This is a genomic window from Planococcus faecalis (genome assembly GCF_002009235.1).
In the GTDB taxonomy this organism is placed as follows: domain Bacteria; phylum Bacillota; class Bacilli; order Bacillales_A; family Planococcaceae; genus Planococcus; species Planococcus kocurii.
The window spans coordinates 3,114,970-3,133,619 of record NZ_CP019401.1; the positions used below are offsets into that span (position 1 = coordinate 3,114,970).

At 40.6% G+C, this 18,650-nt stretch carries 20 protein-coding genes and 1 riboswitch; of the genes, 10 read left to right on the forward strand and 10 right to left on the reverse strand.

Annotated elements, in window-relative coordinates:
- Nucleotides 1–24 precede the first annotated feature (24 nt).
- Nucleotides 25–1,521 (forward strand): peptide MFS transporter, encoded by a 1,497-nt coding sequence (locus AJGP001_RS15465; protein ID WP_078080751.1) that lies wholly within the window; start codon nucleotides 25–27, stop codon nucleotides 1,519–1,521.
- Between the two features lie 253 nt (nucleotides 1,522–1,774).
- On the opposite strand, the gene AJGP001_RS15470 is transcribed toward AJGP001_RS15465, so the two are convergent.
- Together AJGP001_RS15470 and AJGP001_RS15475 are read right to left on the reverse strand one after the other, a co-directional pair.
- A complete protein-coding gene (locus AJGP001_RS15470) occupies nucleotides 1,775–2,416 on the reverse strand; it encodes a pentapeptide repeat-containing protein (RefSeq protein WP_058384187.1) in 642 nt (213 codons plus the stop codon).
- Nucleotides 2,417–2,486: 70 nt separating this feature from the next.
- The gene (locus AJGP001_RS15475) at nucleotides 2,487–3,176 is read right to left on the reverse strand and encodes a universal stress protein (protein ID WP_071152699.1); all 690 of its coding nucleotides are present in this window, start codon (nucleotides 3,174–3,176) and stop codon (nucleotides 2,487–2,489) included.
- 312 nt (nucleotides 3,177–3,488) lie between these two features.
- On the opposite strand from AJGP001_RS15475, the gene AJGP001_RS15480 reads away from it, so the two are divergent.
- The 8 genes from AJGP001_RS15480 to AJGP001_RS15515 all read left to right on the forward strand — a co-directional run bounded on the left by AJGP001_RS15480 (nucleotide 3,489) and on the right by AJGP001_RS15515 (nucleotide 10,676).
- Nucleotides 3,489–5,891 (forward strand): Na+/H+ antiporter subunit A, encoded by a 2,403-nt coding sequence (locus AJGP001_RS15480; RefSeq protein ID WP_071152700.1) that lies wholly within the window; start codon nucleotides 3,489–3,491, stop codon nucleotides 5,889–5,891.
- On the forward strand, nucleotides 5,878–6,300 hold the full coding sequence (locus AJGP001_RS15485) for a Na(+)/H(+) antiporter subunit B (RefSeq protein ID WP_058384184.1): 423 nt from the start codon (nucleotides 5,878–5,880) through the stop codon (nucleotides 6,298–6,300). The genes AJGP001_RS15480 and AJGP001_RS15485 overlap by 14 nt, the downstream gene beginning before the upstream one ends.
- A 3-nt stretch (nucleotides 6,301–6,303) precedes the next feature.
- Nucleotides 6,304–6,642, forward strand: coding sequence for a Na(+)/H(+) antiporter subunit C (locus AJGP001_RS15490; protein ID WP_058384183.1), 339 nt, complete (start codon nucleotides 6,304–6,306; stop codon nucleotides 6,640–6,642).
- Nucleotides 6,635–8,119 (forward strand): Na+/H+ antiporter subunit D, encoded by a 1,485-nt coding sequence (locus AJGP001_RS15495; protein ID WP_078080752.1) that lies wholly within the window; start codon nucleotides 6,635–6,637, stop codon nucleotides 8,117–8,119. Before AJGP001_RS15490 ends, AJGP001_RS15495 begins: the two co-directional genes overlap by 8 nt.
- Nucleotides 8,120–8,150: 31 nt before the next feature.
- Nucleotides 8,151–8,636, forward strand: a complete 486-nt coding sequence (locus tag AJGP001_RS15500; RefSeq protein WP_058384181.1) for a Na+/H+ antiporter subunit E — start codon at nucleotides 8,151–8,153, stop codon at nucleotides 8,634–8,636.
- Nucleotides 8,633–8,917, forward strand: coding sequence for a Na(+)/H(+) antiporter subunit F1 (locus AJGP001_RS15505; RefSeq protein WP_071152702.1), 285 nt, complete (start codon nucleotides 8,633–8,635; stop codon nucleotides 8,915–8,917). The genes AJGP001_RS15500 and AJGP001_RS15505 overlap by 4 nt, the downstream gene beginning before the upstream one ends.
- Nucleotides 8,895–9,245: a Na+/H+ antiporter subunit G gene (locus tag AJGP001_RS15510; protein ID WP_058384179.1), complete on the forward strand. Its 351-nt coding sequence runs from the start codon at nucleotides 8,895–8,897 to the stop codon at nucleotides 9,243–9,245. Before AJGP001_RS15505 ends, AJGP001_RS15510 begins: the two co-directional genes overlap by 23 nt.
- Before the next feature lie 243 nt (nucleotides 9,246–9,488).
- Nucleotides 9,489–10,676, forward strand: a complete 1,188-nt coding sequence (locus AJGP001_RS15515) for a CDP-glycerol glycerophosphotransferase family protein (RefSeq protein ID WP_078080753.1) — start codon at nucleotides 9,489–9,491, stop codon at nucleotides 10,674–10,676.
- 192 nt (nucleotides 10,677–10,868) lie between these two features.
- Here the strand turns inward: AJGP001_RS15515 and AJGP001_RS15520 are convergent, their stop codons facing one another.
- Nucleotides 10,869–11,624, reverse strand: a complete 756-nt coding sequence (locus tag AJGP001_RS15520) for an exodeoxyribonuclease III (protein WP_078080754.1) — start codon at nucleotides 11,622–11,624, stop codon at nucleotides 10,869–10,871.
- A 242-nt stretch (nucleotides 11,625–11,866) separates the two neighbouring features.
- Between AJGP001_RS15520 and AJGP001_RS15525 the strand changes: the two genes are divergently transcribed.
- Nucleotides 11,867–13,144: an MFS transporter gene (locus AJGP001_RS15525; protein ID WP_058384176.1), complete on the forward strand. Its 1,278-nt coding sequence runs from the start codon at nucleotides 11,867–11,869 to the stop codon at nucleotides 13,142–13,144.
- A gap of 71 nt (nucleotides 13,145–13,215) precedes the next feature.
- Here the strand turns inward: AJGP001_RS15525 and AJGP001_RS15530 are convergent, their stop codons facing one another.
- The 7 genes from AJGP001_RS15530 to AJGP001_RS15560 form a co-directional block, all read right to left on the reverse strand.
- A complete protein-coding gene (locus tag AJGP001_RS15530) occupies nucleotides 13,216–14,076 on the reverse strand; it encodes a YkuS family protein (protein ID WP_071152703.1) in 861 nt (286 codons plus the stop codon).
- Between the two features lie 88 nt (nucleotides 14,077–14,164).
- Nucleotides 14,165–14,653, reverse strand: coding sequence for an energy coupling factor transporter S component ThiW (gene thiW, locus AJGP001_RS15535; protein WP_071152704.1), 489 nt, complete (start codon nucleotides 14,651–14,653; stop codon nucleotides 14,165–14,167).
- Nucleotides 14,650–15,303, reverse strand: a complete 654-nt coding sequence (gene thiE / locus AJGP001_RS15540; RefSeq protein ID WP_071152705.1) for a thiamine phosphate synthase — start codon at nucleotides 15,301–15,303, stop codon at nucleotides 14,650–14,652. Before thiE ends, thiW begins: the two co-directional genes overlap by 4 nt.
- Nucleotides 15,287–16,132: a bifunctional hydroxymethylpyrimidine kinase/phosphomethylpyrimidine kinase gene (gene thiD / locus AJGP001_RS15545; RefSeq protein WP_071152706.1), complete on the reverse strand. Its 846-nt coding sequence runs from the start codon at nucleotides 16,130–16,132 to the stop codon at nucleotides 15,287–15,289. The genes thiE and thiD overlap by 17 nt, the downstream gene beginning before the upstream one ends.
- Complete coding sequence (gene thiM / locus AJGP001_RS15550; protein WP_071152707.1) at nucleotides 16,129–16,914, reverse strand: hydroxyethylthiazole kinase; 786 nt, start codon at nucleotides 16,912–16,914, stop codon at nucleotides 16,129–16,131. Before thiM ends, thiD begins: the two co-directional genes overlap by 4 nt.
- 1 nt (nucleotide 16,915) lies before the next feature.
- Nucleotides 16,916–17,599, reverse strand: a complete 684-nt coding sequence (gene tenA / locus AJGP001_RS15555; RefSeq protein ID WP_071152708.1) for a thiaminase II — start codon at nucleotides 17,597–17,599, stop codon at nucleotides 16,916–16,918.
- A 127-nt stretch (nucleotides 17,600–17,726) separates the two neighbouring features.
- A riboswitch (TPP riboswitch) is annotated at nucleotides 17,727–17,830 on the reverse strand.
- Between the two features lie 121 nt (nucleotides 17,831–17,951).
- Complete coding sequence (locus AJGP001_RS15560; RefSeq protein ID WP_071152709.1) at nucleotides 17,952–18,509, reverse strand: hypothetical protein; 558 nt, start codon at nucleotides 18,507–18,509, stop codon at nucleotides 17,952–17,954.
- Between the last annotated feature and the right edge of the window lie 141 nt (nucleotides 18,510–18,650).

Below are 18,650 nucleotides of genomic sequence, written 5' to 3' on the forward strand. Positions count from 1 at the left end.
AATAAACAATTGGAGGTTAGTATGATGTCTGAAAAGTATTCAAGGCAAGAAATTGTTGAAAGTGTTCCTCAAAAAGGCTTTTTTGGTCATCCCAAAGGACTATTTACGTTATTCTTCACAGAGTTCTGGGAACGGTTCTCCTACTATGGGATGAGAGCTATTCTAGTTTTTTATATGTACTACGAAATGTCCGCAGGTGGTCTTGGTCTAGATAAAACGACTGCACTATCCATCATGTCTGTATATGGATCACTTGTTTATATGTCTGGAATTATCGGCGGCTGGTTAGCCGATCGAATATTTGGTACGTCGAGAGCTGTATTTTATGGTGGCGTTCTCATCATGCTCGGACACATTGCTTTAGCGATCCCTGGAAACCTTGCTTTATTCTTCGTTTCTATGGTGCTTATTGTTCTAGGTACGGGTCTTTTGAAACCAAACGTATCCAGTGTTGTAGGTGAAATTTACGCTGAAAACGATGACCGCCGCGATGCAGGCTTTAGTATTTTCTATATGGGGATCAATATGGGTGGGTTTCTTGCCCCGCTAATCGTTGGTACTGTCGGCATGCAAATCAGCTTCCATCTAGGTTTCAGTCTTGCAGCTGTAGGCATGTTCTTAGGTTTGGTAATATTTTTAGCTACTAAAAAGAAAAATCTTGGTTTGGCAGGAACTGTTGTACCAAATCCTTTGTTGCCATCGGAACGTAAGAGAACGATTAAAATTTTCACGATTGCTACGTTAGTTATTGCAGCAGTTGTTGCTATCGGTATTCCAACTGGATTACTAACTTTTGACAGCTTCGTTGCGATTGTTGGTATTTTAGGTATTTTGATTCCGACCGTTTATTTCACAGTTATGTACCGCAGTAAAAAAACAACCGATGTGGAACGTTCACATCTACTGGCTTATATTCCATTGTTTATCGCCTCAGTCATGTTCTGGGCGATTCAAGAACAAGGTTCAACGATTCTTGCTGCGTATGCAGATACTCGTACGGACCTTGAATTTGCAGGAATCACTATTTCTCCTGCCTGGTTTCAGTCTTTAAATCCATTATTCATCATTATGCTGGCCCCGGTCTTCGCTTGGCTATGGGTTAAACTTGGAAGCAAACAACCATCTATTCCACAGAAATTTTCACTCGGCCTGTTGTTTGCCGGATTATCATTCTTGGTAATCTTATTACCTGCTTATTTTGGTGGCGCTTCAGCACTAGTCAACCCACTTTGGTTGGTTCTAAGTTATTTCATCGTCGTACTTGGCGAACTTTGCCTGTCTCCAGTAGGACTATCGGCAACAACCAAATTAGCACCTGCCGCTTTCTCAGCGCAAACGATGAGTCTGTGGTTCCTTTCAAATGCTGCCGCTCAAGCAATCAATGCGCAGTTAGTTAAGTTCTATACAGTAGAAAATGAAATGATGTACTTTGGAATCATCGGGGGAGCTTCCATCGCCCTCAGTATCCTATTGTTCATTTTCGCACCACGCATTCAAGGATTTATGAAAGGCGTCCGTTAATCTCTCGAAAAGCGGAAGCAACCATGAAGCTCCGATAGTCAGAGTGACTTCTAGATCCTTAGAAAAGCGGAAATGGCTTATAATAAAAACATGAGGCTGTCCATAAGCCCCTAACATAAAACAGACGGAGAAAAAGAAAATCTTTTTCTCCGTCTGTTTTTTTGAATCCCGGCTGACAAAAGGGGCTGCATTCAAAGTCATTGTTCATGACCTTTTGAATGCAGCCCCTTATTTTCTTATTTCTTCTATAAGCTTACCTATTTTCGACAACCAACCCCATTTGTCGTGCAAAGGCGATGGCTTGATCGGGTGATACTTTACAACCCCGCAATTTTTCAATCGATACTTGGATGCTTTCAAAAGTATTGGTACTCAGGTCGATTCCCTTTAAACTCGTTTCTGTAAAATTAATATCGTTCATATCGCACATACTGAATTCACTGCTCTTTAATTCCATCTCATAAAAGTCTGCAAAACGCAGAGAAGAAGAAACAAAACTCACTGTATTGCATAGAGAAAAACCGAAAGTTGCATAATTCATCACACACTCATCAAAAAGAGTATGACGAATTCCGGCTTCCGCAAAATTCGTGCCGAGCAATTTAGAATTACGGAATTCAGTTCGGTGAAAAACCGCACGACTCATATCCATATTCGACAAATCACAATTCAAAAAAACAACATCAACAAATTCTGAACGCGGCCAAACCGTTTCAAGAAAATGAACGTTTTCAAAAACGACCCGATCGATATGAAGAGCTTCTTCTGTACTAAAATCAATGGTCTCCTGTGAAATTCGGCAATTGCTTATGTACTGATCATCTAAAGCTTCAACAAAAGAACAGGTTTCTAATTCCTTTGGAAGAATGGGTGCTAATCTTTTAGTCTTCTTCATGATTTACTGATTCTCCTTTTAACTAAACAAAAGACTACTCCAGTGGCGAAGCAGCCTTTTGTTAGTGGATTTATTTTCTTATCAATTCTTTATCTAAGCACTTGTCAATAACTTCAGGCAAATCGATCCGATCTTCTGTTACTTCTACCTGATACAATTTATTATCATGCATAAACTTAAAGACCCCGTTATCAAAATCGGTACCGATTTCTTTAAAGAAAATCCCTTCAAGCTGACAGTTTTTTGATTGTGTAAAGTTAATTTTATAGCTGTTCTCGTCTTTTACCAAGTAACAGCGAACCCCTTTTTCAAACTCGTCACCTTCGACGCCTTTTACTGTGCGTGCCAATGAAACGACATGCAAATCTACAAACGGAATTTCGCGCAGTAGCATGTTAAGGAACGAACCTTTAGTAATTTCTTCCCATCTGCTTTTAGCAGTCTGTCCCATAACAATTTGCGTAATATTGAATTTATGAGCCACTTCCGCAATCACTTTTGCAGAGGGGCGTTTTTCATTATCACGAACAATAAATTCTTCAGCTTCGTACTCTTCGGCAAGCTCTTTCCATCTTTCAATATAAGATGCTTTCTGAGCGTCAAATTCATCAACGGACGCTGCATCTACCGTTAGAATATACAAGGGACAATCTAGCATGGTAGCCAGTTTATTTCCTCTATTGATTAATCGCTCTCCATTCGGTCCGTAAAAAACGCACACCAGAATGCTTTCATCCATTCGTCCTCTGATTTTTTTCATTTATGTTCACCCCCCTGAAAATATCATTCCTATCCTGACATTCAAAACTATGAAATTATACTTCTTCTGTTGTAGAAAATCAAGAGGTTATGGCCACTTTTAAACTTTCTATCCCTATAGATTTTCAGCATTTTTCAATTCAGCATTGGCTAGCAAATGAAAAGTCTGTAGACTTCCTGTATAATTTACAATGATTGTGTTGCGTACTTCAATCATCTTACTAAAAAAGCAAACTTTTTTCCTTTATATATACCCGCTCAATGGCTTTTCCATACACAATTGCTCGTCTATTCTACTACAGGAGGTTCTGCTGTGCATCTATTGATTTTAGCTATCTTCATTCCTTTTATTGCTACTGCTCTGATTCCACTCATACATAAACGAATAGGCTCGTTGCATATTGGCTGGCTCGTGCTACTCGTCCCACTCACTTTGTTTGTTGTGTTCGTCATCCAAATTCCCGCTGTTGCAAATGGTGAAACTTTCATCCAGACAGTCGATTGGATTCCTTCATTAGGCATTAACTTTACCGCTTATCTTGATGGCCTCAGCTTGATCATGGCTTTATTAATTACCGGTATGGGAAGCCTTGTCGTTCTTTACTCCATCTATTATTTATCATCATCCGACTCGTTCCCTCATTTTTACGCTTATCTGTTGCTATTTATGGGCGCTATGCTCGGTGTCGTCCTATCTGATAACCTTCTTGTTCTGTACATCTTCTGGGAATTAACCAGTATTTCTTCTTTCTTGCTGATTGCTTTTTGGTATCATCGCAAAAATTCCCGTTATGGTGCTCAAAAGTCATTGTTAATTACCGTCTTCGGTGGTTTCGGAATGCTTGCTGGATTTTTAATGTTGCATTCGATGACTGGTACTTTCAGCATCAGGGAAACTATTGCTGTCATCGGCCAGTATACAGATTACGCCCTGTTTTATCCAGCTATGTTCCTAGTACTGCTCGGAGCATTTACAAAATCGGCACAGTTCCCCTTCCATATTTGGTTGCCTGATGCGATGGAAGCACCAACACCCGTCAGCGCTTATCTTCATTCAGCGACGATGGTGAAAGCCGGACTTTATTTGGTTGCTCGTTTTATACCGATTTTCGGCGGCACTGCTGCCTGGTTTTGGACGGTGACCATCGTTGGACTTGTCACCTTGTTCTGGGGAGCCTTCTGCGCTGTGCGGCAAACAGATTTGAAGGCGTTGCTTGCCTATTCCACAATCAGTCAACTCGGCTTGATCATGAGTCTATTCGGCCTCGGTTCAGCGGCTTTGCATTTTGGTGATGGTGAGCGAGGTGCTTTGTACGGCTTAGCTATTTTTGCCGCCTTATTCCATATGGTCAACCATTCCACATTTAAAGGTGCGCTTTTTATGGTCGTCGGCATTATCGATCACCAAGTTGGAACTCGTGATATACGGCGATTAGGTGGCCTTTCGGCATTTTTGCCTATCACGTTTACATTTGCTGTTATTGGTAGCTTTTCGATGGCTGGACTGCCGTTCCTTAACGGATTTTTGAGTAAAGAGATGTTTTTCACAGCGACAGTTGATGCGGTCAGTCTCCCCGCTTTTGGTGTTTCTACATGGGGGTTGCTGATTCCAATAATTGCTTGGATCGCTTCTGTCTTTACTTTTATCTATAGCATGATTTTCGTGTTTCGCACTTTTTTCGGAACACCACAATTAAAGAAGTTGGATCGCAAGCCGATAGAGCCATCAATTGGCATGCTCATTTCTCCAGCTATTCTCTGCATATTGATTGTGAGTCTGTTTTTCGTCCCTAATCTGCTCGGTGACTATTTACTGAAACCTGCGATGAGTGGCATTATTCCTGGAATTTCAGGAGCGGCTCCGCAAATTTCAGCATGGCACGGTTTTAATACGGAATTGTTTATGACACTGGGGATTATAGTAGTCGGCACTTTTCTTTTCCTTACTTTCCGCAGTTGGCATAAGATTTACTCGCTTCAGCCAGCAGGATGGAATTTTACTGGACTGTACAATTCTTTTCTAAAGGATTTGAAACGCGTAGCCAATTGGCTGACTACGCGTTACATGACAGGTCATCTGCCTACTTATTTTGCCTATATCTTTGTTTTTTTCATCGTAACTTCTGGGGGGGCCTTGATTTTTACTGGTGCGTTATCAATTGATCTGACAGCGGACTCGCCCATTAGTTTTTATGAAGGCATGCTAGTTGTGGTGATGGCCATCGCGGCCATCGCTATCCTATTTGTAAAATCTCGCCTTACAGCCATCTTGCTAAATGGTGTGCTGGGCTTTTCCATCGCTATTTTCTTTGTGTTGTTCCGAGCACCCGATTTGGCATTGACTCAATTGGTTATTGAAACCGTAACTACCGCCTTATTTCTTCTCTGCTTTCACTTTTTACCTGAATGGACAAAAGAAGATTCTCCAAAATGGATTAAAGTTCGGAATGCGATGATTGCCATCGGAGCCGGTATCACAGTTACGTTGATTGGCCTAACAGTTAATAGCGGCACATTATTTGAAAGCATTTCTGGTTATTTTGAAAATTCCTATGAACTGACAGGAGGAGACAACATCGTCAATGCGATTCTGGGTGATTTCCGCGCTTTCGATACAATGCTTGAATCACTGGTCTTGTTTATTGCCGGACTCGGTGTCTATACATTAATCCGTTTAAAGCTTAGAAAGGAGGCGGACAAAGATGAACATCAATGATGTGATTTTAAAAACCGTCTCAAAAGCTGTTGTTTTAATCATTTTAACTTTTGGCATCTATCTGTTTGTATCCGGACATAACCAGCCGGGCGGTGGATTTATTGGTGGATTGGTTATTGCTTCGGCTTTTGTCTTAATGTTTCTATCCTACGACTCGGAAACCGTCAGTGAAGCATTGCCCATCGATTTTAAGAAACTTTCTGCACTCGGTGTATTGTTGGCCATGATGAGCGGTGTAGCTCCTATGTTTTTTGGTGGCGCATTTCTGAGCCAAAGCTTCGGCTACTTTGATTTACCGATCTTTGGGAAAACTGAGCTTGCCACTGTCACCATATTTGAAGCTGGCATCGCATTAACCGTTATTGGCGTTGTCGTGAATATTATTCTAAGTATAAGTGAGGATGAGTAGCCTGTGGAATCATTGATCATTATTTTGGTCGGCGTCCTTACCACGGTCGCCATCTACCTCGTATTATCAAAAAACGTAGTACGTGTCATATTAGGAACGGCCATTCTGTCTCATGCTGTTCATCTGCTGATTTTGTCGATGGGCGGCTTAAAGCTGGGTACGGTTCCGTTGCTCGGTGAAGAAGCTAAATCCTACGTGGATGCACTGCCTCAGGCATTAATCCTAACAGCCATTGTCATCAGCTTTGCTGTTACCGCATTTATCCTAGTGCTAGCCTACCGGGCTTATCAAGAGCTGGGTACCGACAATTTAGGAACAATGAGAGGTTCTGATGATGAATAACATCTTAGTTCTTCCCATGTTACTCCCGATTATTGTTGGTGTATTATTGATTTTCCTCCGGACCTACGGACGTATCCAGGCCTGGATCAGCATTGCAGCTATGATCATGACTGCAGGAATTTCTTTCTATCTATTACATACGGTACAGACCGATGGAATTTTCCGGTTGGATTTTGGCGGCTGGGAACCGCCCTTCGGCATTTTATTCGTTGCGGACTCCTTTTCTATTCTGCTGGTGCTGACTTCTAGCATTGTGACAGCTATCTGCTTAAGCTATGCATTAATTTCCACTAGCAAAGAATTACAGACCATGTATTTTTATCCGACCGTGCTATTTCTGATAGCAGGGGTCAATGGCTCATTCTTGACTGGTGATTTATTTAATTTGTTTGTCTGTTTTGAAGTAATGCTATTGTCTTCTTATGTACTACTGACTTTAGGGAATTCCAAACGTCAATTACGAGAAGCTGTAAAATATGTCTCTATTAATATCGTCTCTTCCTGGTTTTTCCTTGTCGCTTTAGCTTTTCTCTATGGAACGCTCGGCACGTTGAATATGGCACATATAGCTGAACGAGTTGCAGAAGTTGGTCAAACACCGCTTCTGACAACCATCAGCATCGTCTTTCTAATTGTTTTCAGTTTAAAGGCCGGTTTGCTTTTGTACTTCTGGCTTCCAGGGTCTTACAGTTCGCCACCTGTTGTTACTTCCGCCCTTTTCGGAGCACTACTAACGAAGGTTGGTATTTATGCCCTGTTCCGTATCTTTTCATTGATTTTTTACCATCAGCCAGAAATCACACATACTATCATCGGCATTATGGCTGCGTTGACTTTAATCGGCGGTAGCTTAGGTGCAATCGCCTTTAACGATATCCGCAGCATTGCAGCTTATAACGTTGTCATTGCCGTAGGGTTCATGCTTGTCGGTTTGGCAATCGCCACACCCGAAGCAATTGAAGGAGCTATCTACTATATAATTCATGATATGGTTGCCAAAGCATTGTTGTTTCTACTTGTTGGTACGATGATTACGCTGAGCGGCACCTCGAAAATGGCAGGAATGAGTGGACTCATGAAGAACTATCCGCTACTTGGTTGGTCTTTCTTTATTACAATGCTATCGCTTGCCGGAATTCCTCCCTTCAGCGGTTTTATCGGCAAAGTTCTGATTTCGAGTGCAGCAATCGATAGCGGTTCCTATGTACTGTTAACCCTGGCACTGTTATCGAGTATTTTTGTTCTTTACTCATTGCTTCGCATTTTTAAAAACTGTTTTTGGGGGGAGACAATCGTCAGTAAAGAAGAACAGCTGCCACTGCGTAGAGGTGTCTTGTTGCCTTGTCTGGTGCTTGTATTCCTAACTATCGGCATTGGCTTAGGCACTGAAGGTCTGTCAGTTTATGTCACAGAAGCTGCTGAAACATTACTGGATCCCGGTATTTATATCAATGCAGTATTAGGCATCCATCAGTAAATCCATTCTCGATTGAAAGGAGTGAATCCAAGTGCCAGCTCAGTTTCTATTAAATATCACCATTGCCTTGCTATGGACATTATTAATGGATGAAGATGCTTTTTATATCACAACTTTTCTTAGCGGTTATTTGATTGGCATCGGCATTCTTTTTCTGATGCACCGTTTTTTTGGAACTAAGTTTTACTTGCTGCGCGTTTACTCTACCATCAAATTGCTGCTGATTTTTGTTTCGGAACTTTTCCAATCGAGCCTGCTGATTATGAAACAAATTTTAAGTCCAAAGCTGAATATAAAACCTGGCATCTTCACTTATGAACATAGTATGGAAGGCGATTACGAATTGACCACACTGGCCCTTCTGCTAACCTTGACTCCTGGTTCTGTCGTTATGGAAGTCTCGCCAAATGGTAAAATTTTTTATATTCATGCGATGGATGTAGAAAGTTCACGTGAGGCCGTACTAAAGTCCATCAAGGCTTTTGAAAAAGCAATTATGGAGGTGACAAGAAATTGATAGACACATTATTAACCATTGCTCTTTCCCTTTTCATCCTAGCGATCATTCTGGCACTTTACCGAATCATCCGTGGACCTTCCATGCCTGATCGTGTTGTCGCACTAGATATGATCGGTGTCAATTTGATTTCGGGAGTGGCTGTTTTTTCTGTGGTTCTTCACACGCATGCTTTTCTAGAAGTTATCTTGATTGTTGGAATTTTAGCATTCATCAGCACTCTTGCCTTGGCACGTTTTGTTGAAAGGGGCGATATTGTTGAGCATAAACACAATCGCTGAATATTTCGGAGTTGTTCTAATTCTAATCGGTAGTATCATGGCTGTAATCAGCGCCATTGGAATTCTTCGGTTGCCCGATGTCTACACGCGTTCACATGCTGCTACGAAAAGCTCTACACTCGCTGTTTTGTTATCGTTATCTGGAACCTTTATCTATTTCTGGGCATCTGAAAACTTTATCAGCGTCAGGCTCCTATTAGGTATAACCTTTGTTTTTTTAACGGCGCCGGTTTCGGGACATCTGATTACACGAGCTGCATACCGATCAAATGTTAAATTGGCTGACTCCTCTACTGAAGATGCATTAGAAGAATTATTTAAGAAGTAAAAAAAGTGGTGTGGCGTCTTCTGCTATCCCACTTTTTTACTCCTAAAGCGCTTAGTAACGTTATTTCGTCAATATGGAGTTGCACATCTACAATCGACATCTTCTTCTTGAATCGCTGTCTTTGGCTATCGTTCTCGGCAGTTCCCCCTTTTAAATCCATTTTTTCGCTAACTGGCAATAGACAAAGACTGTGATATGTGGAAAACTAAAGTAATGACAACTAGTAGAAAGCAGGGCTTTTAGATGAGTATAGAATTAAAAGAAAAAGGGAGATGGGATCCTTTAAAGGTATTTTTTAAAGTTTCAATTGCCTATACTCTTTCCTTTTTTGTAAAAAACAAAGACGGAAAGAAAATTGCTTTAGTCGGTGGAAATCTTGGAGAAAAATACGAAGACAATGCCGCAATTTATCATAACTATTTGTTGAGTAACCATAAAGAACAAGTAACGGCTTATTGGATGTACGATCCGAAAACTATCTATGCTAAAAACGAGAATATTGAAAATGCTGTTCCACTTGGTAGTTTCAAAAACTATTTGCTGTTTTTTCAAGCTGATTATACATTCCATGGACATTCTCTTCTTTACGATATTGTTCCAGCAGCTGATAAATTTCTTTTTCTCAACCGGAAAACGATCATCACTCACATTAGCCATGGCATAGAAGGATTCAAGAAGATTTTGATTCAAAAAGAAGATATTCCTTTATTAAAAAGAACAGATTATTTCAATTGCGCTTCCCAATATGAATACAACTTGAAGCTAAATGAATGGGAAATGCCTGAACAGAAACTAATTATAACTGGCTTTCCTCGCTTTGATCGGTACCCCCAAAATCAGCCACCCAAAGAAGTCAAAAACATTTTAATGATGATGACTTGGCGTGAATGGCTTTTTGATTTGACTAAAGAACAATTTATTGACAGCGCTTATTTTAAAAACACAACCGGCTTATTGGAGCACAAAGGTATTCAAAAGCTTCTCGCCGATCACCATCTTCATTTAAATATTGCGTTGCATCCTTTCATGAAAAAATTTGAAAGTTACTTTACCAACTTAACAAATGCTGAAAACGGCATTACATTTATCGACTCTAGTCGAGAAACAATCGCTTATTCGATTGATCATAATGACATGTTATTGACTGATATCACCAGCGTGTCATGGGACTTTCTGTATTTAAATAAACCTATTATATTCTTCATGTTTGATCAAGAAGAATATTTAGATAAAAGAGGATCTTATTTAAATATGGATACAGATCTTAGTGGATATAAAGCAAATTCAATCGATCATGTTTATGAATACTTGAAAAAAATCATCGAAGAAAAAATTACTTGGAACGAGTGGTACCCAAAAGCTACAGATTATATTGATTATTTCGACCAAGATAATTGCAAGCGTCTGACAAAGCGTGTTATGAAGCTTTAATAGTTCCACGTGAAACTTATAGATATCCTATACATTTCTTAAAATTAAAATGGCAGAGAAAAATTAATCATTTTCTCTGCCATTTTTTCTTTTTATGCAGTTTCAACATACCGATCAAGTCGAGGAAGTGCGAAAGAATATTCCGTTATCGTTGCACAAACTTTGTAGAAAGCCATTTTCGATTAACGCTTTTTATAGTTTTATCTGCAATTCTACCGGACAATGATCTGATCCCCATATGTCTGCATGTATTTTTGCGCTTGTAAGTTGAGGTACGAGCTTTTGAGAGGCGAGAAAGTAATCAATTCTCCAGCCAACGTTCTTTTCACGACAATTAGAGCGGTACGACCACCACGAGTAAAAGTCAGTTTCTTCCGGATGAAAATGGCGGAATGTATCCACAAATCCACTTGATAAAAACTGCGTCATTTTGCCACGTTCTTCAGGGGTAAACCCTGAATTTTTCTTATTCGCTTTCGGATTTTTCAAATCAATTTCTTCGTGTGCCACATTTAAATCTCCACATAAAATAACCGGTTTTTGGTTATCCAACGCTTTTACAAATGATAAAATAGCCTCTTCCCACAACAACCGATAAGCTAAGCGAAGCAATCCGTGCTGCGAATTTGGGGTATATACCGTCATAACATAATGGCTATCAAACTCTAATGTAATCATTCGTCCTTCCGTGTCGTGTTCTTCTACACCTAAACCATATTGAATCGATAACGGCTTTTGCTTCGTAAAAATAGCGGTACCTGAATAGCCTTTCTTATGGGCATAATTCCAATATGTATAATAGCCGGGAAGGTCCATTTCTATTTGCCCTTCCTGCAATTTGATTTCTTGTAGGCAAAATACATCTGCATCCACTTGAGTAAAAAAATCCATAAAGCCTTTTTTCATAACAGCGCGAAGGCCGTTAACATTCCACGAAATTAATTTCAATGATGCCCCTTCTTTCTTAACCCTCCCTTAGTTTAAAGGAAGCATAGATTAGACTCAACCAATCACTTATAACACTTCATTCATGTAAAATTTCTGTATTTTTTAAAACATTCTGCATTATTCAGAAGGAACTTCTTGTACAATAAAGTTATCTTGTAAAGTAACATGCTACGTGCCCGAAATGCAGTCTCTTGAATATAAAAATATCGATTCCGCATCTCAAAGACAAAGGAGGAAAGAACATGAAAAAATTTTCGAAAGAGGAGAAAAGCTGGGCATTGTATGATTGGGGAAGTTCTGCTTATACCCTAATTATCACGACAGCTGTATTCCCTATTTACTATAAAGCCTCTGCCACTGAAGCCGGTGTTAGCTTAGCCAATTCAACTGCTTATTTAGGTTATACCATTGCTATTTTTACCTTTATTTTAGCGATGATTGGTCCCATATTGGGTACTATTGCGGATTACGAAGGATTGAAAAAACGATTTTTCGTCGGCTTTTTCATATTAGGAACTGCGTCAACTGCATTGCTGGCTTTCGTACCCAGTGAAAATTGGTTACTCATGTTGATTTGCTATGTCTTCGCCGCTCTTGGTGCGACAGGTGCTAATTTGTTTTACGATGCATTTATTGTAGACATCACGACAGAAAAACGAATGAACAGCGTCTCCGCATTTGGATACGGACTCGGATATATCGGCTCGACCATTCCATTTATATTATCGATTGCTATTATTATACTCGCTCAAAATGGTCTGTTACCCATTTCTGTAACCATCGCTAGCCGTATCGCTTTTATGATCACCGCCATTTGGTGGATTGCTTTTTCAATCCCCATGTTTCGCCATGTTAAGCAACTGCATTATATTAAACGAGAACCGCGTCTAGTTCGCCAAAGTTTTAAACGGTTAGGAAAAACGCTCCGGGAAATTCGGCAATACCGAGCATTGGTCTTGTTTTTAATCGCTTATTTCTTTTATATTGATGGTGTTGGAACCATTATTGCGTTGTCGACTGCATACGGCACTGATTTGGGATTAAATTCATCGAGCTTATTGATTGTCTTACTGGTTACACAAATAGTCGCTGCGCCATTCGCCATTCTCTACGGTCGTTTGGCTAATCGATTTACCGGAAAAAAAATGCTTTACGTAGGAATTTGTGTTTATATCGTTATTTGTATCTATGCTTATTTTCTGGAAACCATTACGGATTTTTGGATTTTGGCTATGCTGGTAGCAACAAGCCAAGGGGGCATTCAAGCATTGAGTCGTTCTTATTTCGGGAAACTCGTCCCTAAAGAAAATTCCAATGAGTTTTTTGGTTTTTACAATATCTTTGGGAAGTTTGCCGCAATCCTTGGTCCTTTGCTTGTAGCTATTACTTCTCAAGTGACAGGCAAATCCAATATGGGTGTGTTCAGTCTGGTTATCTTATTCGTCATCGGACTGATCGTATTGTCTCGTGTACCTGAACCAACATCGCATGACTCTGTAGACGAAGTATCCGAGGTCTAAAGTGACTAAACGACAACAAATTGAAATCAAAAAAGGTGCCTTCCAACTGAGTTGGGGGCACCTTTTTATCATTATTTTTTGTTAGGGTTGTCTGCTTTAACTGTTACGTTGCCAGCATTGTCTTTTTTGATCGTTGCATCTTTCAAATCGACCACTTCGGTGCCGCCTGTTTCTTTGTCGGCTTCTTTATTAGCTTTTTTGATTTCTTTTTCTACTGCTTTTTCAGCTTTCTCGTGTTCTTTCTCAGCTTTCTCTTGCTCTTTTTCTTCTTTTTTCATTACTTTTTCTTGCTCTTTCACTTCTTTTTCAATAGCTTTTTCTTGTTTTTCAACTTCTTTTTCTTCTTGTTTTTCTACACGTTTTGCCTTGAGTTCGTCAGCTTTGTCTTTCGCTTTTTCGGTATAATCGCTTGCTTTATCTTTAGCAGTTTCTGTATAATCACTTGCTTTTTCTTTTAGTTGGTTTACTTTGTCCTTCACTTGATCTACTGCGCCGCCTGAACCTTCAGCGTTGTCTTCTTTTAAAGCCGTTGCTTTTTCTTTAACGATTTCTTGAAGTTCTTTGCCGCTCTTTGGTGCGAATAACAATCCAGCTGCGGCTCCAATAACTACACCAGTTGCTGCGCCAGCTAAGAAGCCGCCACCGCCACCGCTTTCTTTTCGTTCAGCTTCAGTTGGTTGCGGCTCTTGAATTTTCCCACCGCGCACAAGACGTTCTTCTACTTCTTCCACGATTTCATATAATGTACGGCCTTTAGCTTCGACAAGTGACACGCTCATGTGATAGTCAGCTAAATCTGCTTGGTCTCTCACAACAATAACGTCGTAATCAGTAGAATCTACTTTGTCTTCAAGCATGTCTGCCTGATACCCCTTTTTCTCTAACGCTTCACGTACCGATGTAAATGGATGCTCGACTGCAATTTTCACCATATTCTGTCCACTCCCTTTTTCTAAATGTCTATATCTTTCATTTTCCCTTATTTACGAAGTTATAAACACATTTAGAAAGCTCAATGATTTACTGCCAGGCTTTTGGAGTCTGAGCCTTCATGAGACGCGTTGCCAATACAACACCTAACACGGCACCAGACAAACTGGAAATAAAAAAAGGTGGCATAAAAAATAAAGCGCCAAATTCAGTGCCAAGGAAAAGCTGTGCATAAGGAACCGCTACTAGTGAAGCAATGAGTCCAGTGCCTACTACTTCTCCTAGAGCAGCTAGCCAAATCTTACCGAACTTGGCATACATAATGCCGGCTAGGCAAGCTCCAATCATTCCACCAGGAAAAGCCAATAACGAGCCGGTTCCCGTTAGTACTCGAATGACTCCGGTCATAAAGGCAATCAATACAGCCGGACCTGGTCCCAAGAGAACTGCTGCAATCACATTGACCGCGTGCTGAATTGGATAGGCTCGAGCAATTCCTGCCGGAAAATAAACAAAAGCAGAACCTGCCACTCCAATCGCCACAAACATCGCCATAACGACCATTTTTTTCGTTGTCATGTTCTATGCTCTTCTTTGCAGGACGCTTGTAACAGTTGAATGCGTTCTGCAATATCCGCTGCTTCTGTGATTGCGGTTATAACGGCAATTCCTGAAACGCCTGCTTGCCAAACTTGATGGGCATTTTTAGCAGTAATGCCGCCGATGCCAACAATCGGTAAGTTAGGCAATTCATTTTTAACTGCTAAAATTTCTTTGACGCCAGCCGGTTTTTTGGCATCTGCTTTTGAAACTGTTCCAAAAATCGGACCCATTCCAACGTAATCTGCTCCCTCTATACTAGCAATTTTAGCTTCTTCTACAGAATGAACAGAAACGCCTAAAATTTTGTCGGCTCCGATCAGTTGACGAACTTTTTGCGTCGCTGCATCATCTTGACCGATATGAACACCATCTGCTCCAATACTACATGCCAGCTCGACTTGATCATTGATAATAAACGGCACGCTGTACTCACGACACATTCGCTGGCAATGTAACGCAAATTCAAGTAGTGCTGAACCCGTCAATGCACCATCACCTTTTTCTCGCAATTGGAAATGGTTGATGCCGCCTCTTAATGCTAACTCGACTACTTGCAAAGGGTCTCGAACTCCTGAGTTTTTTGAACCCATAATAAAATAGATGGATGATTTAGTAGAAAACTTCAATTTTATGTGCCTCCCTCTTTTCTACTATCCTAGCTTTATATGCCGCATGGTTTGTGGGTCCATAACCTTGTCCAATATTCAGTGGTTCACTAAGAGCCGCTTGAATAAATTGTTTGGCCGTAAAAATAGCGTCTTTTAGTTGCTGACCTTTTGCTAGCTCTGCTGTCACAGCCGCTGCAAACGTACAGCCAGTACCATGCGTTTGTTTTGTTGAAATCCGAGCTGCTCGGTACACGAACGATTCCCCATCTGCCTGCAAAAAATAGTCTTCTGCATAGTCTCTATCCATTGCATGGCCACCTTTAATAACGACGGATTTCGCACCTAGTGACAAAATTTTTTCAGCCGCATGTTGACGACTACTAACATCTGTAATGGGGATGCCCGTCAAAGCTTCTGCTTCTGGAATGTTTGGGGTAACGAGTAATGCCAGTGGCAATAAATGCGTTTTCACTGCATCTACTGCTTCTTGCTGCAATAAATCCGCGCCCCCTTTAGCAATCATGACGGGATCCACAACGACATTTTTCCAGTCGAACTTGTGAATTGCAGTTGCCACTTCCTTAATAATTTCGGAATTGAATAACATACCTGTTTTTAAAGCCGTTAGTTCAAAATCGCTAGCTACCGCTTCTAATTGCATGTGTACGGCTTGTGCCGACATTGGGTAGATAGCGGAAACACCCATCGTATTTTGAGCAGTTACGGCCGTAATAACAGAGGTGCCATAGACATCCAGCTCTTGAAACGTTTTCAAGTCTGCTTGAATGCCTGCCCCTCCTCCAGAATCGGATCCAGCAATCGTTAAAGTTTGCGGTGTTTTTGTCATAGCACTCTCTCCTGTAAATAAATTTGTTCGGCGACTTCGCCGTCCGTTAAACTGGCTAGCCTATTCATGAAAGCAAGTTGAAAATCTCCAGGGAGACTCACGCTTTGACTAGCTAGTTCACCAGCAATCGCAAAATAGCGCAAAATAGCGCTCACTGTTTCTAACGGATTTTCAGAATCAACAGCAAGACCTGCAGCGACAACGCTACTCAGTAAGCAGCCTGTTCCTGTAATCGAAGCCATAATCGGACTTCCAAAAGGAATTTCATCAACACAGTCTCCGTCTGTCACACAATCTATTTTGCCCGTGACCGCTACAATCAAGCCCAACTGTTTCGCAGTAGACATAGCAAGCTCTTTAACGTCTAGAAGCCCCTCTCCGGCATCAACACCTTTAAACTGCCACTCTTTACCCACTACAGCTGCGAGCTCTCCTGCATTGCAGCGAAGAACGCTGACGTCAACTGTCTCTAAAATTTCTCGAACAGCATGGATTCGGAAGTTACTTGCTCCTGCTCCAACAGGATCTAAAACAACCGGGATGCCCAATTGGTTTGCCTTTTTTCCAGCGATTAGCATACTTTTCAGCGACTCCGCGTGTAAAGTTCCAATGTTTAATGACACTGCCTGTGCTAATCCAGCGAGTTCCTCTACTTCTTCAGGCGCTTCTCCCATGATTGGAGAAGCGCCTATTGCCAATAGACCATTCGCTTGAAAATTCGATACTACGTGGTTTGTGATGCAATGAACCAACGGATTTTTTTGTTTTATTTGTTGAAACATGTTAAACACCTACTTTTTTAGTTGGCTCTATAGACCAGGATTCTTGTCTCCAGGCTTGATCCCAAAAGTTCAATTCATAATAACTACTTTTGCGGAAATGGTCTTTTAATTCTTTACGGCGTGCTTCTGGCAAGTCTTCTGACAACTGATTCATCCGTTCAATTTGTTCGTTGACCAGTTCACCAAATTCTTCGGACCCGTAAGTCTCAATCCACCGGTCATAAATCGGATGATCCGGTTTTGCATGTTTCAATCGCTCACCAATTTCGTAATACAACCAGTAACAAGGCAATATGGCTGCTAATACATCTGCCAATTCCCCTGCAGATGCGCGGTACATATGAGATACGTACGCATATGCTGTAGGTGAAGGTTCGAATTGGGACCAGTCTTTTTCCGTAACACTTAACATTTTCATAAATGATTCATGTAACGATAGCTCGGCTATACTGGTATGTGTCGCATGAATTGCAAAGCGTTGCGTCGTTTCCATATCCTTCGCTTTAGACGCACCGAGTGCCTGAATTTTAGCAAAATGGGATAAGTAATAAGCGTCTTGCATGACATAAAAACGGAATATCTCGACTGGTAATGTCCCATCTTCAATTCCCTTTACAAACGGATGATCAAAACTTGCTTGCCATAAACTGTTACATTCTTTTCTCACTTCTGTACAAAATGTCATTTTCCTATCTCCTTTTCTGTATCTAGTTTCCGTGCCTAGCTCTGACAGGCACGGTCAATTTTCTTGCACAAAATAAAAACGCCGCTCCCAATAAAGGGAAGCGGCGTATGCAGTCGATAAGAAAATAGCAGACGTTCCGCCACTTCCCTCCGCTGGTATGATCCAGATCAGGTTCAAAGGGTCCGAGCTTATGCTCATCTCAGCCGATATCCGGCTCCCCTAGTGGTGTTTTTATTTATGTTTTCGACATCACTATATCATAGATTCTACTAATTCTATAGTCTTTATACAATTCTTTTTGCTGGTTTGGTATAGAACTACGTGTACTTCTAAATGGTGTTCTCCAAAAACATTAATTAATAAACACGTCAATGTCATTTTTATTTTTCTCTACTAATTTTTCTACTAACCTATTATAGTCTTCCCCAAATTCCTCCATCCATGTTAGATCATTAACGTTTCCTCCCCCTAGTTTCTCCTCAAGATACGTATTGATATAAGCATTTTGTTCATTAATTTTTTTACCATATTGCTTTTGGAATTCTTCGGGTGACATATCTAGTTTTTCAGCTTGAGCGATAGCATACGCACGCACTTGCTTTCCACCTTCATCTTTTGTATTCACTGGAGGAAGTTTTTCAAATTCTTCTGAGGTTGTTTTTCCTGTAAGATGTGGAGAAATATCAAGGTTCATTTCCTGTACCTCTTGTTTGATCAACTCTACAGCTATTGCTGAATCCAAGTAATCTAATGCGCTATCGTCAGGATATAAAAATCGTAAATCCCCTATTGTAATTTCATGATTATTTACAATAGCGGCTACTTCATCATCTTCGTGTGTTGAAAGGCCGCTACAACTAGCTAAGGTGACTGCTCCAAGCAAAATTACTGTACACAGAACTTTCTTCAATCCCCCACCTCCTTTCTTAACCCATTATTTATAAACTTTTGATTAAAAATAATCGATTGGATGAATTACTCGTGCTACTAAGATTCATACGTTCTTATTGTTCAGAAAGTTTCATTTACTAAAAAAGTATTTTTTGAAAGA